The organism is Rhodococcus sp. UNC363MFTsu5.1 (assembly GCF_000686785.1).
Classification (GTDB): Bacteria; Actinomycetota; Actinomycetes; order Mycobacteriales; family Mycobacteriaceae; genus Rhodococcus_G; species Rhodococcus_G maanshanensis.
This window is the reverse complement of the sequence record NZ_JMLO01000002.1, coordinates 292,812-310,010: the sequence shown is the minus strand read 5'-3', so window position 1 is coordinate 310,010 and position 17,199 is coordinate 292,812. Positions and strand designations below refer to the sequence as shown.

The following is a 17,199-nucleotide window of genomic DNA, read 5'->3' as shown; positions in this document are numbered from 1 at the left end:
CCGAAGGACTCGCGTCGGGTCAGCAGGCGGCGAACTCGGCGACGTGATCCTGCGCCCACGTCGCGAAGCTGCGCGGACCGTGGCCGGTGAGGAGCCGGACGTCGTCCGTGAGCTCGACGGGCGTGCCGTCGTTGGACTGCCACAACTTCAGGAGCGCGTCGGCGTAGTCCGCCGGGACATACTCGGCCATCTCGGCCTTCCAGGCGTCACGGGTGACGTGGTTGACCGCGATGGGCCTGCCGATGACATCTTCGAGGACATCGATCTGCGCGGCGAAGGTGACGGATTCGGCACCGGAGAGGGTGTACGCACAACCCGCGAGGCCGGGATCGGTGAGCACGGCCAGCGCGGCCTCGGCCACGTCCGCCTCGTGGATCGGGTCGTTGTGGGCGCCGGGGTACGGCAGGCTCACCGGGCTGCCGGACCTGATGGGCCACGCCCAGGCCTGCGCATTGCCCGCGAACGCGCCGGGGCGGAGCAGCGTCGTGCGGATCGGCGACGCCAGCAGGGCGTTCTCGACGTCGAGGTGAGACCTGGCCATGATGTCGGTGGCGGCATCCGGCGCGAGGACGGACGACGAGGACAGCAGCACGACGTGCTCGACGCCCGCCGCCGTCGCCGCGGCGATGAAGGCATCGATCTGTTGGGCCGCGGCGTAGAGGAAGACCGAGGTCACCCCGTCCAGCGCGGCGGCGAAGTCGGCGGGGTCGGTCAGGTCGCAGCGGATCGTGGACGGGTCCTGCGGGTTGCTGGAGGCCGCGCGGTGCGGCAGCCCCCTGGCGTCGAGGAGTGCGATGAGGCGCTGGGCGACAGCGCCGCGGCTGCCGGTGACGAGGATGGTCATGGGGTTCCCTTCATTGGAGTACTCTATGTGCACTACGCAGATTCTGCGTGACGCATTCTCTGCGTGACGCAGATAAATTTAGGCAAGGAGGTCCCCGGTGTCAACCCGTGCAAAGTTGTTGGAACAGATCGCCGTCGACAGCCAGCGGCATTACGCCGACTACACGCTGTTCAACCAGGCGATGGCAGATCACCTCGGCCTGCACCCCACCGACCTGCAATGCGTCGCACTGCTCGATGTCGAGCCGGGCCCGGTGAGCACCGGCGAGATCGCCAGGCTGACCGGACTGACCTCGGGGTCGGCGACCCGCCTTGTCGACCGGATGGCCAAGGCAGGACTCGTGGAACGCCACGCCGATCCGCAGGACCGGAGGAAGTCACTGGTCACGCTGGCCCCCGAGGCCAGGGCGCGGATCGGCGCGGCCTGGGACGTGCCGGGGAAGGCCTTCGGGGCGGTGCTGGAGACCTACAGCGACGAGGAGCTGGCGATCATCGCGGACTACCTCGAGCGGGCGGGGGCCGTCGGGCGGGCACAGGCGGAGCGCCTCGTAAGCCCGGACGCGTCCTGACACGGTCCCCCGAGATCACGAAGCGCCCCGCCTCCACACCAGGGAGACGGGGCGCTTCGCGTCGGATGCGATCCGGCGGGTCCGGTCAGACGGTCGCGGGGACCTTCTCCGCGGACGGCGGCAGATCGGGATCCTCTTCGGCGAACGGGTCACCGTTGCGCGGCGCGTTGTAGAGCTCCTCGTCGAGGATCCCCTCCCGCTTGGCGACGATGGTCGGGACCAGCGCCTGCCCGGTGACGTTGAGCGCAGTGCGGCCCATGTCGACGATCGGCTCGACGGCCAGCAGCAGTCCGACGCCCGCGAGCGGCAGACCAAGGGTGGACAGGGTCAGCGTGAGCATCACGGTGGCACCGGTGGTGCCCGCGGTGGCGGCCGAACCGATCACCGAGACCACGACGATCAGCAGGTAGTCCGTCAGGCTCAGGTCGACGCCGTAGAACTGGGCCACGAAGATCGCGGCGATGGCCGGGTAGATGGCGGCGCAGCCGTCCATCTTGGTGGTCGCGCCGAGCGGCACCGCGAACGACGCGTACTCGCGCGGCACGCCGAGGTTGCGCTCGGTGACCCGCTCGGTCAGCGGCAGGGTGCCGATCGAGGACCGGGACACGAACCCGAGCTGGGTGGCAGGCCACACGCCCGAGAAGAACTGCTTGACCGAGAGTCCGTGCACGCGAACGAGAATCGGGTACACGACGAAGAAGACGATGGCCAGGCCGATGTAGACGGCCAGCGTGAACACACCCAACTGACCGATCGCGTCCCACCCGTAGGTGGCCACGGCCTTCGCGATCAGCGCGGCGGTCCCGATCGGGGCGAGGCGGATGATCCACCAGAGCACCTTCTGCACGATCGCGAGCAGCGAGGCGTTCAGCTCCAGGAACGGCTCGGCCTTCTTCCCCACCTTGAGCGCCGCGATCCCGACCGCGATCGCGATGACCAGCAGCTGCAGGACGTTGAAGCTCAGCGACGTGGTCGCGGCGCCCGCGTCGGTGACCGTCGTCTTCGCACCGAGCGCGAGGAAGTTCTGCGGCACCAGGCCGGTGACGAACGCCCACCAGGAGCCGGAGCCCTTCGGCACTCCGGCATCGTCGGGATTGACCGAGGTGTTCGAGCCGGGCTGGGTGATCAGCCCGACCGCGATGCCGATGAGCACCGCGATGAACGCGGTGATCGCGAACCACAGCAGGGTCTGGACGGCGAGACGGGCGGCGTTGGCCACCTGGCGGAGATTGGCGATGGAGCTGACGATCGCCGTGAAGACCAGCGGGATCACCGCGACTGTCAGCAGCGCGACGTAACTCGAGCCGATGGTGGTGACCGTGCCGGTCAGCCAGTTCGCGCTGCCGTCGTCCGCCTTGGGCATCGAACGGGCCAGCAGCCCGATGAGGACGCCTGCGATCAGGCCGGCGACGATCTGCGGGCCGAAGGAGGTTGCCCAACCGGGCAGACGCCTGGTGCGGGTGAGGGTGGGGGCCGACATGTGACGGACCTTTCGTGAAGGGTGCGCAGCTGAAGGCACGCTCGTTCCAGCGTGGGTGCGCGAGGAGTGCTGACGGGGGCCAGACCCGGGACAGACGTCGACCGGGTGACACAAGCGGATGGGTCAGCGCGTACAGACAGCGCTCGCCTGCAGACAGTTGTCGACATACCGTCGACTGGTCAGCAGCGAGTTCACCCGGAGCATGTTACTCCCGCTAAGAAACGCGCCGCGCGCCCGTGCGCGATTTGTACCCCGATTGGGGTACAGATCACTCACGGGCGGCGCAGCCGCACTACAGGTGCGAGGTGTCGTTGACCAGGCGCACCGAGGCGCCGCCGTCGGGGTAGAACTCGGCGATGGACAGCGAGGCCAGGTCCAGGTGCAGCCGGTAGAGCAGGGACGGCCCGACATCGAGCGCCATCTGCAGCAGGGTCTTGATGGGCGTGACGTGCGAGACCAGCAGCAGGTTCGCGCCGGGGAACTCGGCCACCAGCTCGTCGCGCACCCGCTCGATGCGCGCTCGCACCTCGTCGAAGCTCTCGCCGCCGGGCGGCCGGACGGAGGTGTCGGAGATCCACCGACGGTGCAGCTCCGGGTCGCGAGCGGACGCCTCCCCGAAGGTCAGCCCCTCCCAGTCACCGAAGTCCGTCTCGATCAGGCCCTCGTGGACCCGGACCGGCAGGGCGAGCTCGGCGGCGACCGCCTCGGCGGTCTGTCGCGCGCGCCCCAGCGGCGACGTCAGGACCGCCGTGATGCCGCCGCGCTCGCCGATCCGCTTCGCGGCCGCGCGGGCCTGCGTCAGACCGAGGTCGGTCAGCTCGGGATTACCGCGGCCGGAGTAGCGACGCTCGACCGACAGCGCGGTCTGCCCGTGGCGCAGCAGCAGCATCCTGGTCGGCTTGCCCAGCGCGCCCGTCCATCCCGGCGACACCGGGGCGGGCGCCTGCTTCTCGCTTCCCGCCGCGGCCGCCGCGGGGGCGGGGGCCGTCAGGTTCGTCGGCTTGCCGTCCATGGCCTCGTTCGCGAGCCCGTCGGCGTGCGAGTTCTCGGCCCGCGGGATCCAGGTGTAGTCCACCCGGTCGAAACCGGCGGCCAGCTCGCCCGCCTGCCTGGCGAGCGGCTTCATGTCCGGGTGCTTGACCTGCCAGCGCCCGGACATCTGCTCGACGACCAGCTTCGAGTCCATCCGCACCGACACCGAACGGGCGCCGAGCTCGGCGGCCGCGGTCAGCCCGGCGATCAGCCCCCGGTACTCGGCGACGTTGTTGGTCGCGATGCCGATGGATTCGCCGCGTTCGGCCAGCACCCGGTCGTGGTCGGAGTCGAAGACGACAGCGCCGTAGCCGGCAGGCCCCGGGTTCCCGCGTGACCCGCCGTCGGCCTCGACGAAGACATGTCCGGGCCCGGAGCTCCCGGACCGGGTCACAGCCCGGATTCCTTGGTACGCACCATGATCGCGTTGCACTCGGGGCAGCGGATCAGCGTCTCGGGGTCGGCCTTCGCGATGCGGGAGATCTCGCCGCGGTCGATCTCGATCCGGCAGGCGCCACACCGGCGGGCCTGCAGCAGCGCGGCGCCGGGGCCGCCCGCCGACCGCTGACGGTCGTAGATGGCCAGCAGGTCGGCCGGGAACTCCGGCTCGAGCGCGGCCCGATCGGCCACGCACCGCTGCTCGGCCGCGTCGAGATCGGCGGCGGCGTCGTCGCGGCGACGGGAGGCGTCGATCAGGGCGTCGTCGATCTGGCTCAGCTGCGCGCCCGCGTGCTCGTAGTCGGACTGGGAGGCCTCGCGGCGCTCCATCACCTCGAGCAACTCGTCCTCGAGGATCGACTGCCTGCGCTCGAGGCTGCCGAGCTCGTGCTCCAGCTCGGTGAGCTGCTTGGCCCCGACCGTGCCGCTCTGGAGCAGCTTCCGGTCGCGCTCCTCGCGCTGACGGACGGCGTCCACCTCGCCCTCGAGCTTCTTGATGTCCCGATCCAGGTCGTCGAGGACGATCTCCACCGCGACCGCGGCGTCCTTGCGCGCCACGCGGTCGGACTCGAGGCGCTGCACCTCTTCCTGCTCGGGCAGCGTCCGGCGGCGGTGCGCGATCCTGGCCAGCTCGGTATCCACCGCGGCGAGGTCGAGCAACTTGGCCTGAATCCGGGGTTCGACGTTCACTCGGGAGGGCTCCTGCTTGTGCTGAGTGGGGATATTGGCCCCGCTACCGTACCGCTCTGCGGGGCGCCGACAGTACAGCTGCGCAGGGTCACCGCGCCCGCGCGACGAATACCTCGATTCCGTCGAGGACGCACCGCAGTCCGAGCTCGAGCCCGTCCCCGTCTCCCGGCTCGAATGCGCCGCCGTCGATGGCGTCGATCAGCGCGGGATAGTCGTCCCGGCGCCGATCGACGATCGACGTGACCGAACCGAGCCACTCCCCGCGCCACAGCTCGGCCGTCGCGTCGGGCAACGCCGCCTGACCGGCGACGCCTCGCACATGCCCGAGAAGCAGCAGGAACAGTTGGTGGACATCACGGTGCGCCAGCCCGGTCTCGGCGAATGCGCGCAGCGCGGAATCCATCCAGCCGAGCTGATTCGGACCCATCACCCCCTCGTCGCCGGTCGACGCGAGCACCCAGGGGCGCCGCACGAAGAGGCGGTGGAGCTCGCGCGCCCACGCCTCCAGCCGCGGCCGCCAGCCGCCCTCGATGTCGCCGAGGTCGGGCGGCGGGCCGATCGCCTCGTCCAGCATCAGCGTGAGCAGCGTCGCCTTGTCGGGGACGTAGCGGTACAGCGACGTCGTGGTGAACCCGAACTCGGCGGCCACTCGCTGCAGCGACACCGCGTCGAGCCCACCCGCATCGGCGATGGCGACGGCGGCCGCGACCACCTCGCGGACGCTCAGGCTCGGGCGCCGCCCCCGGCGCGCGGGTTCCTCGTCTCGCCACAGCAGCTCGAATGCCCTGGTCATCTGCTCTCCTCCGTTGACACCGCGGCCCGCCATTGACCGCAAACAGAAACTGTGTATAACCTACACTCAATCGTGAACGGCATTCACAGTGAATGCGATTCGCACTTACTATATGGAGGCACCCATGATCGAGTCGACAACGGCACGCAGCGGCAACGTCCTCATCTCGGGGGCCAGCCTGGCCGGCCCCGCCCTGGCGTTCTGGCTGCACCGGTTCGGTTTCTCCGCCACCGTCGTCGAGCGCGCACCGCGATTGCGCGAGGGCGGCCAGGCTGTCGACTTCCGTGGCGCGGCGCACCTGCAGATGCTGACCCGGATGGGCCTGCTCGACGAGATCCGCGCACTCCGGACCCCTGGCGGCCGACTGAACGTCATCGACGCCGACGGCCGGACGGTGGCCAGCCTGCCCCCCGAGTTCACCGGCGGCGACGTCGAGATCCAGCGCGGCGACCTCGCCCAGCTGCTGTTCGACAAAACCGAGGCCTACACCGAGTACGTCTTCGGCGACTCGATCACCGGACTCACCGACACCGACGAGGGCGTGCACGTCACCTTCGAGCACGGCGCACCGCGCACCTTCGACCTGGTGATCGGCGCCGACGGCCTGCACTCCAATGTCCGCAAGCTGACCTTCGGTGACGAGTCCCGGTTCCTCACCCAGTCCGGCTACTACGTCGCGATCTTCAACGCACCCAACACGATCGGTCTCGGCGACGACACCGTCCTCTACAACGAGCCGGGCGTCGGCGTGATGGCGTACGGCACAAGGAGCGGCGACGAGTGCGAGGTCATGTGCCTGTTCGAGTCGGCCGCCATCGACTACGACCACCGCGACATCGACCAGCAGAAGCGGATACTCGCCGACGTGATGGCCGGCGTCGGCTGGCAGACGCAGACCCTGATGCGCGAGCTCGAGTCCGCGACGAGCTTCTACTTCGACTCGATCAGCGTGGTCGAGATGGACCGCTACAGCGAGGGCCGGATCGCCCTGATCGGCGACGCCGGCTACGGCGCCACCTGCGGCGGGATGGGTGCGGGCATGTCGCTGATCAGCGCCTATGTGCTGGCCGCCGAGCTGGCCGCAGCGGACGGCGACCACCGCGCCGCGTTCGCGCGGTACGAGGAGCAGATCCGCGGTTACGCGACGGCCTGCCAGAAGGTCGCCAAGGGCGCCGGTCCGAGCCTCGCCCCGCCGACCGCGAAGAAGCTCGGCCAGCGCAACCGGATGTTCAAGGTGCTGACCTTCGGCCCGCTGAGCAGGGTGCTGGCCTGGATGTCCACCCGAGCGGCGAACGCCATCGACGTCAGCCGCTACGAGAGCGTGCCCGAGCGGGTACGGGCGACGAGCTAGCAGCCGCCCAGGGTCCACGGGTCGGTGCGGACCGCGGACACGGCGCTCGCCCAACCCGGGGTCCCGGCGAACCGGGCGTCGAGCACTCCCCTGGCCTGCGCGCACCAGGGGAACTCGCTGGCCCAGTGCGCGACGTCGACCAGCGCGGGGCCGCCCGCGCGCACGTGCTCGTCCGCGGGGTGATGACGCAGGTCGGCCGTCACGTAGGCGTCCACACCGCGGGCGGCGGCGACGCCGAGCAGCGAGTCGCCCGATCCACCGCACACCGCCACCGTCCGCACCTGCGCGTCCGGGTCCCCCGCCGCGCGCACGCCCCAGGTGGTCTCGGGCAGCGCGGCCCGCACCCGGGCGGTGAACTGCCGCAACGTCTCCGGTGCCGCGAGCTCACCGATCCGGCCGATGCCCCGCGGCGACCCGGTGTCCGCCAGCTCGAGGACGTCGAAGGCCGGCTCCTCGTAGGGGTGGGCGTCGCGCAGCGCGCCGAGCACCCGGCGTCGCAGCGACCGCCTGGCCACCACCTCCACCCGGTCCTCGGCGACCCGCTCGAGCCGGCCGACCTCGCCCAGCGCCGGGGTCGCGGCCGCGCCTGGGAGGAATTGTCCGGTGCCGGTGACCGTCCAGCTGCAGTCGCGGTAGTCCCCGACCTCGCCCGCGCCCGCGGCGAAGAGCGCCCCGCGCACGGCGTCGGTGTCCGTCGTCGGGACCATCACCACCCACTTGTCGAGCGGCTCGGACGGCGCCGGGTCCAGCGGGCCCGTCACCGTCAGGCCAAGGGCCAGCGCCAGCGCGTCGGACACCCCGGGATCGGCGGAGTCGGCGTTGGTGTGCGCGGTGTACAGCGCGCACCCGGACCGGATCAGCCGGTGCACCAGCGCACCCTTCGGGGTGTGCGCGCCGACGGTGTCCACCCCGCGCAGCAGCAGCGGATGGTGCACGAGCAGCAGTTGCGCGCCCCAGGTCAACGCCTCCTCGACCACCGACTCGGTGGCGTCGACGGCGATCAGCACCCGGCTGACCTCGTCGGCCGGGTCGCCGCACACCAGGCCGACGGAGTCCCAACTCTCGGCCAGCGCGGGCGGATAGGCCAGCTCCAGCGCATCGATCACCTCGGCCAGCCGAACAGCCATCACAGCACCTCTCTCATCGCGTCGACCAACACCCGCGCCTGGGCGGACTCCCGGACCGCGACCCGCAGGTGGTCGGGGCCGAGGCCGGGGAAGGTGTCACATCGGCGCACCGCGATCCCCTTGTCCCGCAGCCGCGCTCGCACCGCCTCGCCGTCCGGCACCCGCAGCAGCAAGAACGGCGCCCGCGCCGGACCGTGCACGGCGACGCCCGCCTCGGTCAGCATCGCCACCATCTCCGCGCGCTCGGCCTCGATCACGTCGGCCTCGCGGCGAGCCCACGCGACGGCGGCCGGCTCGCTGCACGCCCGGATCGCCTCCACCTGCAGGCTGCCGAGCGGCCAGTGCGCCCTGCCGACCTGCAGGCGTGCCAACAACTCCGGCGGACCGAGCACGTACCCGCACCGCAGCCCCGCCAGCGCGAACGTCTTGGTCAGGCTGCGCAGAACCAGCACGTCGGGCAGGGACAGCCCGGCCAGCGACTCCGGCTCGCCCGGCACAGCGTCCCCGAACGCCTCGTCGACCACCAGGATCCGGCCGGGCCTGCGCATCGCCAGGATGTCCGCGGCGGGGTGCAGCACCGACGTCGGGTTGGTCGGGTTGCCGATCACCACCAGGTCCGCGTCCTCGGGGACCGCGGCCGGATCGAGCCGGTACGGCTCGTCCAGCATCACCGTCGTGACTGCGACGCCCGCCTCCCGCAGCGCCCACTCGGGCTCGGTGAACGACGGGTGGATCAGCGCCGCCCCCGCGGGCGCGAGCCGCGGCAGCATGGCGAAACCCTCGGCGCCACCCGAGAGCAGCAGCACCTCGTCGCGGCGGCGGCCGTGCCGCGCGGCGACCTGGTCCCGCGCGGCCTCCTCCGCGGCAACCTCCGGGTATCGGCCCAGCGTTCCCAGCGCCTCGACCAGGCGTCGGCGCAGCCAGTCGGGCGGCCCGTCGCCGCGCACGTTGACGGCGAAGTCGAGCAGTCCGGGTTCGGCGTCGATATCGCCGTGATGCCGCAGGTCGGTCCACTGCGGGGAGCGGGTGTCCACGAGGGGAGTTTATGGCGGTCGCATCGCCCGGCAGGACAACGGGCAGGATGAAGGCGTGAGCCCCACCGTGACACTCTTCGACCTCGACGGCACCCTCACCGATTCGGCGCCGGGCATCGTGGCCGGCTTCCGGCACGCGCTGGCCGCGGTCGGCGCCCCCGAACCCGACGGCGCCCTGCTGGACCGGATCGTCGGGCCGCCGATGGTGGACACCCTGCGCTCGCTCGGGCTCGACGAGGAGACCACCCAGCGTGCCTTCGCCAGCTACCTCGAGCGCTACGACGAGGTCGGCTGGGCGGAGAACGCGGTGTTCGACGGCATCGGCGACCTGCTCGCCACCGCCGCGGGCCGCGGGTCCCGGCTGGCGGTCGCGACGTCCAAGTCGGAACGGTTCGCGCGCCGGATCCTCGAACACTTCGCGCTCGCCGAGCACTTCGAGGTGATCGCCGGGGCCTCCGACGACACCTCGCGGCGCGCGAAGGTCGACGTGATCGAGCACGCGCTCCGCGGGCTCGGCATCGAACCGATCGACGCGCGCAGCGGCGGCACCCCCGACGTGGTGATGGTCGGCGACCGGGAACACGACGTGCACGGCGCCGCGCACTGGGGCATCCCGACGGTGTTCGTCGGCTGGGGCTACGGATCCGCCGCGGAGGCCGAGGGCGCCCGCTGGTCGGTGGACACCGTCGACGACCTCGGGAGGCTCCTCCATGCCGGCTGAGACGAGCGCGGCGACGGCGAAGGTCGCCGACGTCCCGCTGCACATCACCTTCGTCTGCACCGGCAACATCTGCCGGTCCCCGATGGCCGAGAAGATCCTGCTCGGACACCTGCGCGAGGCGGGCCTCGACGGGCGGGTCCGGGTGTCGAGCGCGGGCACCGGCGACTGGCACGTCGGGCACGAGGCCGACCACCGCACCAACGCGGTGCTGCGCGGACACGGCTACCCCACCGGGCACCGGGCGGCACAGGTCGACCGCGACCATCTCGACGCCGACCTGGTGGTCGCGCTCGACACCGGCCACGACCGCGCGCTGGCGCATCTCGGGGTGCCGACGGAGCGGCGTCGTCTGCTGCGGAGCTTCGATCCCGACGCGGACGGCGACTCGGTGCCGGACCCGTACTACGGCGACCGCGCCGACTTCGAGCTCGTGCGCGAGCAGATCGAGGCCGCCGTGCCCGGACTGCTGCGGTGGGTACGCGAGCAGCGCTGAATCGGACACCGGTCGACCGGGCCGGTCGGCGCGGCAAGTACCGTGGAACCGTGCGAAGGCTGAAGTTTCTGCTGCGTCCGGGCTGGTTGGCGCTGGCCGCCGTCGTCGCCGGGTTCGCCTTCATGTGCTTCACCGTGCTCGCCCCGTGGCAGCTCGGCAAGAACACCGACACCGAGCACCGCAACCGGCTGATCGAGGAGTCGAGCAACGCCGAACCGGTGCCCGTCGAGTCGATCCTGCCCGAGTCGGGACCGCTGGACCGGGACGACGAGTGGCGCCAGGTGACCCTGACCGGCAGCTACCTGCCCGGCAGCGACGTCCTGATCCGGCTGCGCTCGATCGAGGATTCGCCCGCCTACGAGGTCATCACCCCGCTGCGGTTGACCGATGGCCGGATCGTCCTGGTCAACCGCGGGTACGCCCGCCCGGAACAGGGCGCCGTGCCGCCGTCGTTCGCGCCCGCGCCAACCGACCAGGTGACCGTCACCGCGCGGGCGCGGGTCTCGGAGGGCACCGTGCCGGGCAAGGACCCGATCCGGGAGAACGGCTACGAGCAGGTCTATTTCATCGACGCGGGCCAGATCGGTGCCACGCTCGGCCTCGAGCCCGTCGACGCCTACTTCCAGCTCGCCCCCGACCAGCCGGGCGGCCTGAAGCCGATCCCGCTGCCCCAGCTCGATGCGGGCCCGTACCTGTCGTACGGGTTGCAGTGGCTGGCGTTCGGGATCATGGCCCCGCTCGGGCTGATCTACTTCGCGCGCGCCGAGATCCGCGAACGCCGCCGCTCCCGCACGGCACAGCCGACGGCGGCCCCCTCCGCCCCGGCGCCCGCCGCCGAACCCGCGGGCGCCACCGACGACATCACGCTGCCGCGGCGCCGGTTCGGCCGCTCACCGCAGCCCGAGCCCGCGGCGCTGACCGCGACGGAGGCGAAGCTCGCCGATCGCTACGGCAAGCGCCGCTGACCCGAGCGCGGCGCCGATCTGTACCGCCGAGGAGAGCCGCACCACCCTCCGCAGGTCCGCGGTGGCCGGCGGCGGACCGTCGCCGAGCGTCGGCCGCTCCTCGACGCCGTGCGGGTACTCGGTGCGACCGCCGAGCCGCACCCCGAGCGCGCCCGCCATCGACGCCTCGGCGACACCGGCATTGGGGCTGGGATGCGCCGCCGCGTCCCGCCGCCACGCCGCCGCCGCTGCGGCGGGCGAACCGCCCACGACCGGCGCGGTGAGCACGGCCAGCAGCCCGGTCACGCGGGCGGGCACGAGATTCACCAGGTCGTCGAGCCGGGCCGCCGCCCAGCCGAAGCGCAGGTACCGCTCCGAGCGGTAGCCGATCATCGCGTCGAGGGTGTTGATCGCGCGGTAGCCGAGCGCGCCGGGCGCGCCCGCGACGGCCGCCCAGAACAGCGGCCCGACGGTGGCGTCGGAGGTGTTCTCGGCGACCGATTCGACGGTGGCCCTTGTCAGGCCCTCGGTGTCGAGGGAGTTCGGGTCGCGCCCGCACAGCGACGGGATGAGCGCGCGGGCCGCGGCGAGGTCGCCGCCCTCGACGCGCGCGGCCATGTCGGCGCCGACGCGGGCCAGGGAGGTGCCGCCGAGCGCGGTCCAGGTCGCGGCCGCGGTGATCGCGGTCTCCCCCGCCCAGCCCAGCCCGCGCCCGAATCGCACGGCGACCAGGGTCACGCCCGTGACCGCACCGACCAGGACGGCGGTGTGGACGGTGCCCGCCGCGCGCCGATCGGCGTACGTGCGCCGTTCGAGGAGCGCCGCGGTCTGACCGAACCCGGCCACCGGGTGCCACCGCACGGGGTCGGCCACGGCCCGATCCGCCGCGTACCCGAGCAGGATCCCGGCCGCCCTCGCCGTCGCGCGACCGCTGAAGTTCACGCCGGTATTTCTATCAACGGCATCGGGTTCGCCTCCCGGCGGGCCAGGGCGGCCGGTCCGGGTCGGCCTCGGGGTCTCGTCATACCCGGGGATGATGCGGGGCCACCTGGAGTCCGGCGACGGTCCGATGACTCGGACACCCCGCATCGGCGACGGTGGAACCATGACCATCCCGACCCCGCTACCCGTCCTGTCCGTGCACGCCCTCGGCAAGTCCTTCGGGCAGGCCCCGGTGCTCCGCGACGTCAGCCTGGAGATCCAGGCCGGCACCGCGACCGCGATCATGGGCCCGTCCGGATCGGGCAAGTCGACCCTGCTGCACTGCATGTCGGGGATCGTCAAACCGGACTCCGGCGCGGTGTTGCTCGCGGGGCAACACATCCAGAACCTCGGCGAGAACGACCGCAGCCGGCTCCGGCGCGAGGCCTTCGGCTTCGTCTTCCAGTCCGGGCAGCTGCTCCCGGAACTGCCCGCGATCGAGAACGTCGCGCTGCCGCTGATCCTCAACGGCGCCTCCATCCGCGACGCCAGGGCCACCGCGAACACCTTCTTCGCGCCGCTCGGCCTGGACGGTCTGCAGGACCGTCGGCCGGGCCAGATGTCCGGCGGGCAGTCGCAGCGGGTGGCGATCGCCCGCGCCCTTGCGACCAAACCCTCGGTGCTGTTCGCGGACGAGCCGACCGGCGCGCTGGACGCGCAGACCAGCTGGGAGGTGATGCGCCTGCTGCGGGAGTCGGCACAGCAGATCGGGTCCGCCCTCGTGGTGGTCACCCACGACCTCGAGGTGGCCCGCTGGTGCGATCGCACGCTGGTGATGCAGGCCGGTTCCCTGGTCGCGCAGCAGGTGGCGGCATGAGCGCCACCGCCCGCGTCGCCCTGCTGACGGTGCGGGGCGAGGGCCGAAAGGCGATCAGCACCTACGCCCTTCCTGTCACCGCCTTCGCCGCCTCCACCGCGCTGCTGCTCACGGTCCTCGGCGGGTACGGCGCCTTCGACGGCCGCACCGGGGAGCCGGAGGCGCAGATGTACCTCTCCCTCGCGGGCGTGGCCTCGGTCCTCATGGTGGTGCCCGCCGTGACCCTCGGACTCGCCGCGGCGCGACTCGGTGCGCGGCGCCGGGACGAGCGGCTCGCGGCGCTGCGGCTGATCGGCGCCACCCCGCGCCAGATCGTCGCCCTGTGCTCTGCCGAATCGGGTGCGCAGGGCCTGGTCGGCGCGCTGATCGGCGTGGTCGGCTATCTCGCCGCGCTGCCACTGGTCGCGCAGCTGCGGTTCCAGGGCCGCACCTTCGACCTCGCCGAGCTCTGGGTCGGCGTCCTGCCGCTGCTCGGGGTGGTGCTCGGGATGACGGCGCTGGCCGCGCTCACCTCGATGCTCGGCATGCGGCAGGTGTTCGTCAGCCCGCTCGGCGTCGCACAGGGCAATCCCCGGCCCGCGCCCAAGGCCCTCATCGCCGTGCTCGCCGTCGCGGTCCTGATCGGGTGGACCGCCGTCGGCGGCGCGATGCCGGGCGTCGCGGCCATCCTGGTGGGGCTCGCGGTCTGCTTCGGCGTCGTCGCCCTGATCGGACCGTTCGTGATCTCCCTGCTGGGCCGCATCATGCTCGCCCGGTCGAGGGACGCCGCCTCGCTGATCGCCGCGCGCCGGGTGCTCGACAACCCGAAATCCGTGTGGCGCACCGTCAGCGGCGTCACGATGGCCGCCTTCGTCGCGGCGGGCACCTCGTTGCTCGCCGCGATCGGCGACGGTGAGGGCCAGGAGCTCCAGCCGGGTCAGGAGTTCATCTTCGCGGACATGCGGACCGGCGTGCTGTTCACCCTCGGCGCGACCTTCGCGCTCGCCGCGATCTCCTCGGCGCTCACCCAGGTGTCGACGATCCTGGACAACCGGCAGGTCTACCGAAGCCTCGCGCTGGCAGGCACCCCCGTCGAGGTGATGGACCGGGCCCGGATCCGGCAGGTCCGCACCCCGGTCGTGGTGATGGCGCTGGCGGGCGCGGGCGGCGCGCTGCTGTTCCTGTTCCCCCTCGCGGGCGCCGTCGTCCTCACCACCCCGATGGCGTTGGTGCAGCTCGGCGTCACGCTGGCGGCGGGCATCGCCCTGGTGCTGGCAAGCGCGCTCGTGGCCCGACCGGTGATGCGCCGGGTGCTCGCCGATTAGGCTCTGACCGATGAACGCCCCTGCGCCAAGGAGGAAGTGGATCCTCGCCCTCGGCGCGGGGGCCGCCGTCGCGGTGGGTGTGGCGCTGGTGACGACGGACCGGTGGACGGTCACCGAACCCGCGGCGCGGGTCGACCCGCGGGCGATGACGGTCGAGTACGTGTACGACGGCGACACGGTGCGGACGCGCGACGGCAAGGGAGAACTGACGGTCCGGGTGCTGGGCATCGACACCCCCGAGACCGTGAAGGCGGGATACACCGTCGGATGCTGGGGACCGGAGTCCACCGCCTACGCCCGCGCCGCGCTCGACGGTGTCGCGGTGCGGGTCTCGACCGATCCCCTGGCGGACGCCGTCGACGACTACGGCCGCACCCTCGCCTACCTGACACTGCCCGACGGCTCCGACTACGGGACCGCCGCCGTCCGGACCGGGATGGCCAAGGCGTATGCCTACGGCCGCAGCACCGGTCGGCTGACCGAGGACATTGCGCGGGCCGAGGGCGAGGCACGAGCCGCGGGCGCCGGCCTGTGGGGGCCGCCCTGCGCAGGGATCACGGATTCGGTCCCGCTGGAAGGGAACTGACAGCTACCGGTCAGCCGCTGCGACGGATCCGGGCGAGGGCGCCCGCGGCGATGACGAGCCACAGCAGTCCGAGCGCGATGGTCCAGCCGACGCTCTCCAGCCGGGCCGCCGCCAACCCGAGGCCGAAGGCCAGCACCGCGAGCCCGACCAGCGTCAGCACCGCTCCCATCTTCATCGGTCAAGCGTACGTCGGCGGACGGTCACGAGCCGGGGAATGTCGGTGGCGTCCGCCCCGTCTGGTAGTCATGGCGGGCACACATCCCAAAAGGAGTACCACCACCCATGACGAACCCCGGCGGACCCCCTCCCGGTTGGTATCCCGATCCCGAGCCGAGCGGAGCCGCGGAATTCCAGCGCTACTGGAACGGCGACGAATGGACCCTGACAACGCGCCCCGTGCCGCCGGATTCGACCGCCACCACCCTGCTGCCGGTCATCCCGGCCGAGCCGGAGCCCGAACCGGAGCCGGAGCCCGCGCCGAAGAAGAAGTCGAAGACCGTCCCGCTGCTGGTGGCAGGCGCGGCCGCGGTGGCAGTGCTCGCCGTCACCGCAGGCGTGATGGGCTCGGCGACGAGCGAACCCGCCTCCTCCCCGACCATCTCGAGGACCGTGCCAACGACGACGGCGCGCCCGTCCACGCCCGCGACCACGCCGGCCCGCTCATCTGCGGTGCCCGCGCCCGTGAAGCCGGCGCCGCTGGTCGACGTGCCGAGGCCGACGACCTACGTTCCTGACGTCCCCCTCACCACCCGTGCGCCCGCGCCCGCCTACGTTCCGGATACTTCGGCACGTATGCCCGCCCCGCCGCCGGTGATCACGAAACCCCAGCCGCTCGTCGAGGCGCCCTCGCCGTCGGGCAAGTTCTCATCGTGCGAGGACGCGATCGCGGCGGGAGCCGCACCGATGTACAAGGGCGACCCCGGATACAGCCCCAAACTGGACCGGGACAAGGACGGCATCGCCTGCGACAAGTAGGGCCGCCCATCCGTGGGGCGGCGCGAGTTCCCGCGCCGCCCCACGGATCGCGCACGCTGCACGGCGCGCGAAACGCGAAGCCGCGCCGGGGAATCCGTGATCAGGCGGGCAGATCCCGGACCCGTCGCGCCGGATTCCCGGCGTACAGGCCGTTCGGCTCGCAGTCCTTGGTCACCACCGCACCCGCGCCGATCATGCAACCGGGCCCGACGGTGACGCCGGGCAGGATCGTCGCCCTCGCACCGATCCAGCAGCCGTCCCCGACGACGATCGGCAGGTCGTAGACGCGACCACCACGCCCGTCCGCCGGGCCCATCTCGTGGGTGCTGGTGATGAAGGCGGCCTGATGCCCGACCGCAACCTGCCTGCCCAGCGTGATCGGCGCGGTGCCGTCGAAGAACACGCCCCTGTTCACGAAGGTGCCGAGGCCCATCCGGATGTCCTTGCCGCCGAAGTGACATCCCGCGTAGATCCCGGCTCCCCACACCTTGGCGCCACCGGCGAGCAGCAACAGGATGCGCAGCCACACCGGGACGAGCCGCCAGGACTGGACGATGTTGATCAGACGCACACAGGTGACCCTAGTCCGTGCGATCCGGCCGATCCCCGTGCGCGGGACGAGCCAAAGCCGCGCCATTTCGTACGGCGGATACAGAATTTGGGAGTGTCCGAGGCACAGAAGTGGGTTCAACCCGACCACGTAATGGCAGGATTCACGAGTCAGATCCGTCGGGAATGGAGATGCGTTGTGGCCGCAATGAAAGTGAAGACCGCCAGGAAGAGACTGAAGAAGCTGATCCGGAGGGCAAACGATGAGTCCGCCGCGATCGAGATCGGCGGCAAGCACGGTAGCGCTGTCCTGATCTCACGGTCCCACTACGAGGCGCTCCGAGAAACCTCGTACCTGCTGCGGTCGCCGGATCTGCTCGAGAGCCTGCGTCGGGCGGGCGCCCGGGAGCGGCTCCTCGACGACCTGTACGGCACGCCCGCAGAGCGGACCGATCAGATCGCGTGACCGGCA

At 71.8% G+C, this 17,199-nt stretch carries 20 protein-coding genes; 10 read left to right on the top strand and 10 right to left on the bottom strand.

Annotated elements, in window-relative coordinates:
• Positions 1 to 19: 19 nt before the first annotated feature.
• A complete protein-coding gene (locus tag BR31_RS0105170; protein ID WP_027500029.1) occupies positions 20 to 844 on the bottom strand; it encodes an NAD(P)H-binding protein in 825 nt (274 codons plus the stop codon).
• Positions 845 to 941: 97 nt separating this feature from the next.
• Between BR31_RS0105170 and BR31_RS0105165 the strand changes: the two genes are divergently transcribed.
• A complete protein-coding gene (locus tag BR31_RS0105165) occupies positions 942 to 1,412 on the top strand; it encodes a MarR family winged helix-turn-helix transcriptional regulator (protein WP_027500028.1) in 471 nt (156 codons plus the stop codon).
• Positions 1,413 to 1,497: 85 nt separating this feature from the next.
• Here the strand turns inward: BR31_RS0105165 and BR31_RS0105160 are convergent, their stop codons facing one another.
• The 4 genes from BR31_RS0105160 to BR31_RS0105145 all read right to left on the bottom strand — a co-directional run bounded on the left by BR31_RS0105160 (position 1,498) and on the right by BR31_RS0105145 (position 5,845).
• The gene (locus BR31_RS0105160; protein WP_027500027.1) at positions 1,498 to 2,892 is read right to left on the bottom strand and encodes a dicarboxylate/amino acid:cation symporter; all 1,395 of its coding nucleotides are present in this window, start codon (positions 2,890 to 2,892) and stop codon (positions 1,498 to 1,500) included.
• Between the two features lie 292 nt (positions 2,893 to 3,184).
• Positions 3,185 to 4,318 carry a bifunctional RNase H/acid phosphatase gene (locus tag BR31_RS0105155; RefSeq protein ID WP_027500026.1) on the bottom strand — a complete coding sequence of 378 codons (1,134 nt, stop codon included), beginning with the start codon at positions 4,316 to 4,318 and terminating at the stop codon, positions 3,185 to 3,187.
• Positions 4,315 to 5,052 (bottom strand): zinc ribbon domain-containing protein, encoded by a 738-nt coding sequence (locus BR31_RS0105150; protein WP_027500025.1) that lies wholly within the window; start codon positions 5,050 to 5,052, stop codon positions 4,315 to 4,317. Before BR31_RS0105150 ends, BR31_RS0105155 begins: the two co-directional genes overlap by 4 nt.
• 88 nt (positions 5,053 to 5,140) lie before the next feature.
• Positions 5,141 to 5,845, bottom strand: coding sequence for a TetR/AcrR family transcriptional regulator C-terminal domain-containing protein (locus BR31_RS0105145; protein WP_197023554.1), 705 nt, complete (start codon positions 5,843 to 5,845; stop codon positions 5,141 to 5,143).
• A gap of 124 nt (positions 5,846 to 5,969) precedes the next feature.
• On the opposite strand from BR31_RS0105145, the gene BR31_RS0105140 reads away from it, so the two are divergent.
• Positions 5,970 to 7,196, top strand: coding sequence for an FAD-dependent monooxygenase (locus BR31_RS0105140; RefSeq protein ID WP_027500023.1), 1,227 nt, complete (start codon positions 5,970 to 5,972; stop codon positions 7,194 to 7,196).
• On the opposite strand, the gene BR31_RS0105135 is transcribed toward BR31_RS0105140, so the two are convergent.
• On the bottom strand, positions 7,193 to 8,323 hold the full coding sequence (locus tag BR31_RS0105135; protein ID WP_037175565.1) for a Nif3-like dinuclear metal center hexameric protein: 1,131 nt from the start codon (positions 8,321 to 8,323) through the stop codon (positions 7,193 to 7,195). The two genes, BR31_RS0105140 and BR31_RS0105135, sit on opposite strands and share 4 nt — an antisense overlap.
• Positions 8,323 to 9,357, bottom strand: coding sequence for an Rv2231c family histidinol phosphate aminotransferase CobC (gene cobC, locus BR31_RS0105130; protein WP_027500021.1), 1,035 nt, complete (start codon positions 9,355 to 9,357; stop codon positions 8,323 to 8,325). Before cobC ends, BR31_RS0105135 begins: the two co-directional genes overlap by 1 nt.
• A 55-nt stretch (positions 9,358 to 9,412) precedes the next feature.
• Between cobC and BR31_RS0105125 the strand changes: the two genes are divergently transcribed.
• Genes BR31_RS0105125 through BR31_RS0105115 form a run of 3 tightly spaced genes read left to right on the top strand, consistent with a single transcriptional unit; the run spans position 9,413 to position 11,536 of the window.
• Positions 9,413 to 10,078: an HAD hydrolase-like protein gene (locus tag BR31_RS0105125; RefSeq protein ID WP_027500020.1), complete on the top strand. Its 666-nt coding sequence runs from the start codon at positions 9,413 to 9,415 to the stop codon at positions 10,076 to 10,078.
• Positions 10,068 to 10,571 carry a low molecular weight protein-tyrosine-phosphatase gene (locus BR31_RS0105120; RefSeq protein ID WP_051636972.1) on the top strand — a complete coding sequence of 168 codons (504 nt, stop codon included), beginning with the start codon at positions 10,068 to 10,070 and terminating at the stop codon, positions 10,569 to 10,571. Before BR31_RS0105125 ends, BR31_RS0105120 begins: the two co-directional genes overlap by 11 nt.
• A gap of 50 nt (positions 10,572 to 10,621) precedes the next feature.
• A complete protein-coding gene (locus BR31_RS0105115) occupies positions 10,622 to 11,536 on the top strand; it encodes an SURF1 family cytochrome oxidase biogenesis protein (protein WP_027500018.1) in 915 nt (304 codons plus the stop codon).
• Here BR31_RS0105115 and BR31_RS0105110 read toward each other — a convergent pair.
• Positions 11,462 to 12,457 carry a cobalamin biosynthesis protein gene (locus BR31_RS0105110; protein WP_027500017.1) on the bottom strand — a complete coding sequence of 332 codons (996 nt, stop codon included), beginning with the start codon at positions 12,455 to 12,457 and terminating at the stop codon, positions 11,462 to 11,464. The two genes, BR31_RS0105115 and BR31_RS0105110, sit on opposite strands and share 75 nt — an antisense overlap.
• A 163-nt stretch (positions 12,458 to 12,620) precedes the next feature.
• Between BR31_RS0105110 and BR31_RS0105105 the strand changes: the two genes are divergently transcribed.
• The 3 genes from BR31_RS0105105 to BR31_RS0105095 are packed head-to-tail and all read left to right on the top strand — an operon-like array spanning position 12,621 to position 15,203.
• Positions 12,621 to 13,313: an ABC transporter ATP-binding protein gene (locus BR31_RS0105105; protein WP_027500016.1), complete on the top strand. Its 693-nt coding sequence runs from the start codon at positions 12,621 to 12,623 to the stop codon at positions 13,311 to 13,313.
• Positions 13,310 to 14,617 (top strand): FtsX-like permease family protein, encoded by a 1,308-nt coding sequence (locus BR31_RS0105100; RefSeq protein WP_027500015.1) that lies wholly within the window; start codon positions 13,310 to 13,312, stop codon positions 14,615 to 14,617. Before BR31_RS0105105 ends, BR31_RS0105100 begins: the two co-directional genes overlap by 4 nt.
• A gap of 10 nt (positions 14,618 to 14,627) precedes the next feature.
• Positions 14,628 to 15,203, top strand: coding sequence for a thermonuclease family protein (locus BR31_RS0105095; RefSeq protein WP_081830323.1), 576 nt, complete (start codon positions 14,628 to 14,630; stop codon positions 15,201 to 15,203).
• A gap of 10 nt (positions 15,204 to 15,213) precedes the next feature.
• On the opposite strand, the gene BR31_RS31375 is transcribed toward BR31_RS0105095, so the two are convergent.
• On the bottom strand, positions 15,214 to 15,378 hold the full coding sequence (locus tag BR31_RS31375) for a hypothetical protein (protein WP_156042353.1): 165 nt from the start codon (positions 15,376 to 15,378) through the stop codon (positions 15,214 to 15,216).
• A gap of 107 nt (positions 15,379 to 15,485) precedes the next feature.
• Here BR31_RS31375 and BR31_RS31370 point away from each other — a divergent pair, with 107 nt between their 5' ends.
• Positions 15,486 to 16,178 (top strand): excalibur calcium-binding domain-containing protein, encoded by a 693-nt coding sequence (locus tag BR31_RS31370; protein WP_051636971.1) that lies wholly within the window; start codon positions 15,486 to 15,488, stop codon positions 16,176 to 16,178.
• A gap of 100 nt (positions 16,179 to 16,278) precedes the next feature.
• On the opposite strand, the gene BR31_RS0105080 is transcribed toward BR31_RS31370, so the two are convergent.
• Complete coding sequence (locus BR31_RS0105080) at positions 16,279 to 16,749, bottom strand: acyltransferase (protein ID WP_027500012.1); 471 nt, start codon at positions 16,747 to 16,749, stop codon at positions 16,279 to 16,281.
• A 186-nt stretch (positions 16,750 to 16,935) separates the two neighbouring features.
• Between BR31_RS0105080 and BR31_RS27480 the strand changes: the two genes are divergently transcribed.
• On the top strand, positions 16,936 to 17,193 hold the full coding sequence (locus BR31_RS27480; RefSeq protein ID WP_037175563.1) for a type II toxin-antitoxin system Phd/YefM family antitoxin: 258 nt from the start codon (positions 16,936 to 16,938) through the stop codon (positions 17,191 to 17,193).
• Positions 17,194 to 17,199 lie beyond the last annotated feature (6 nt).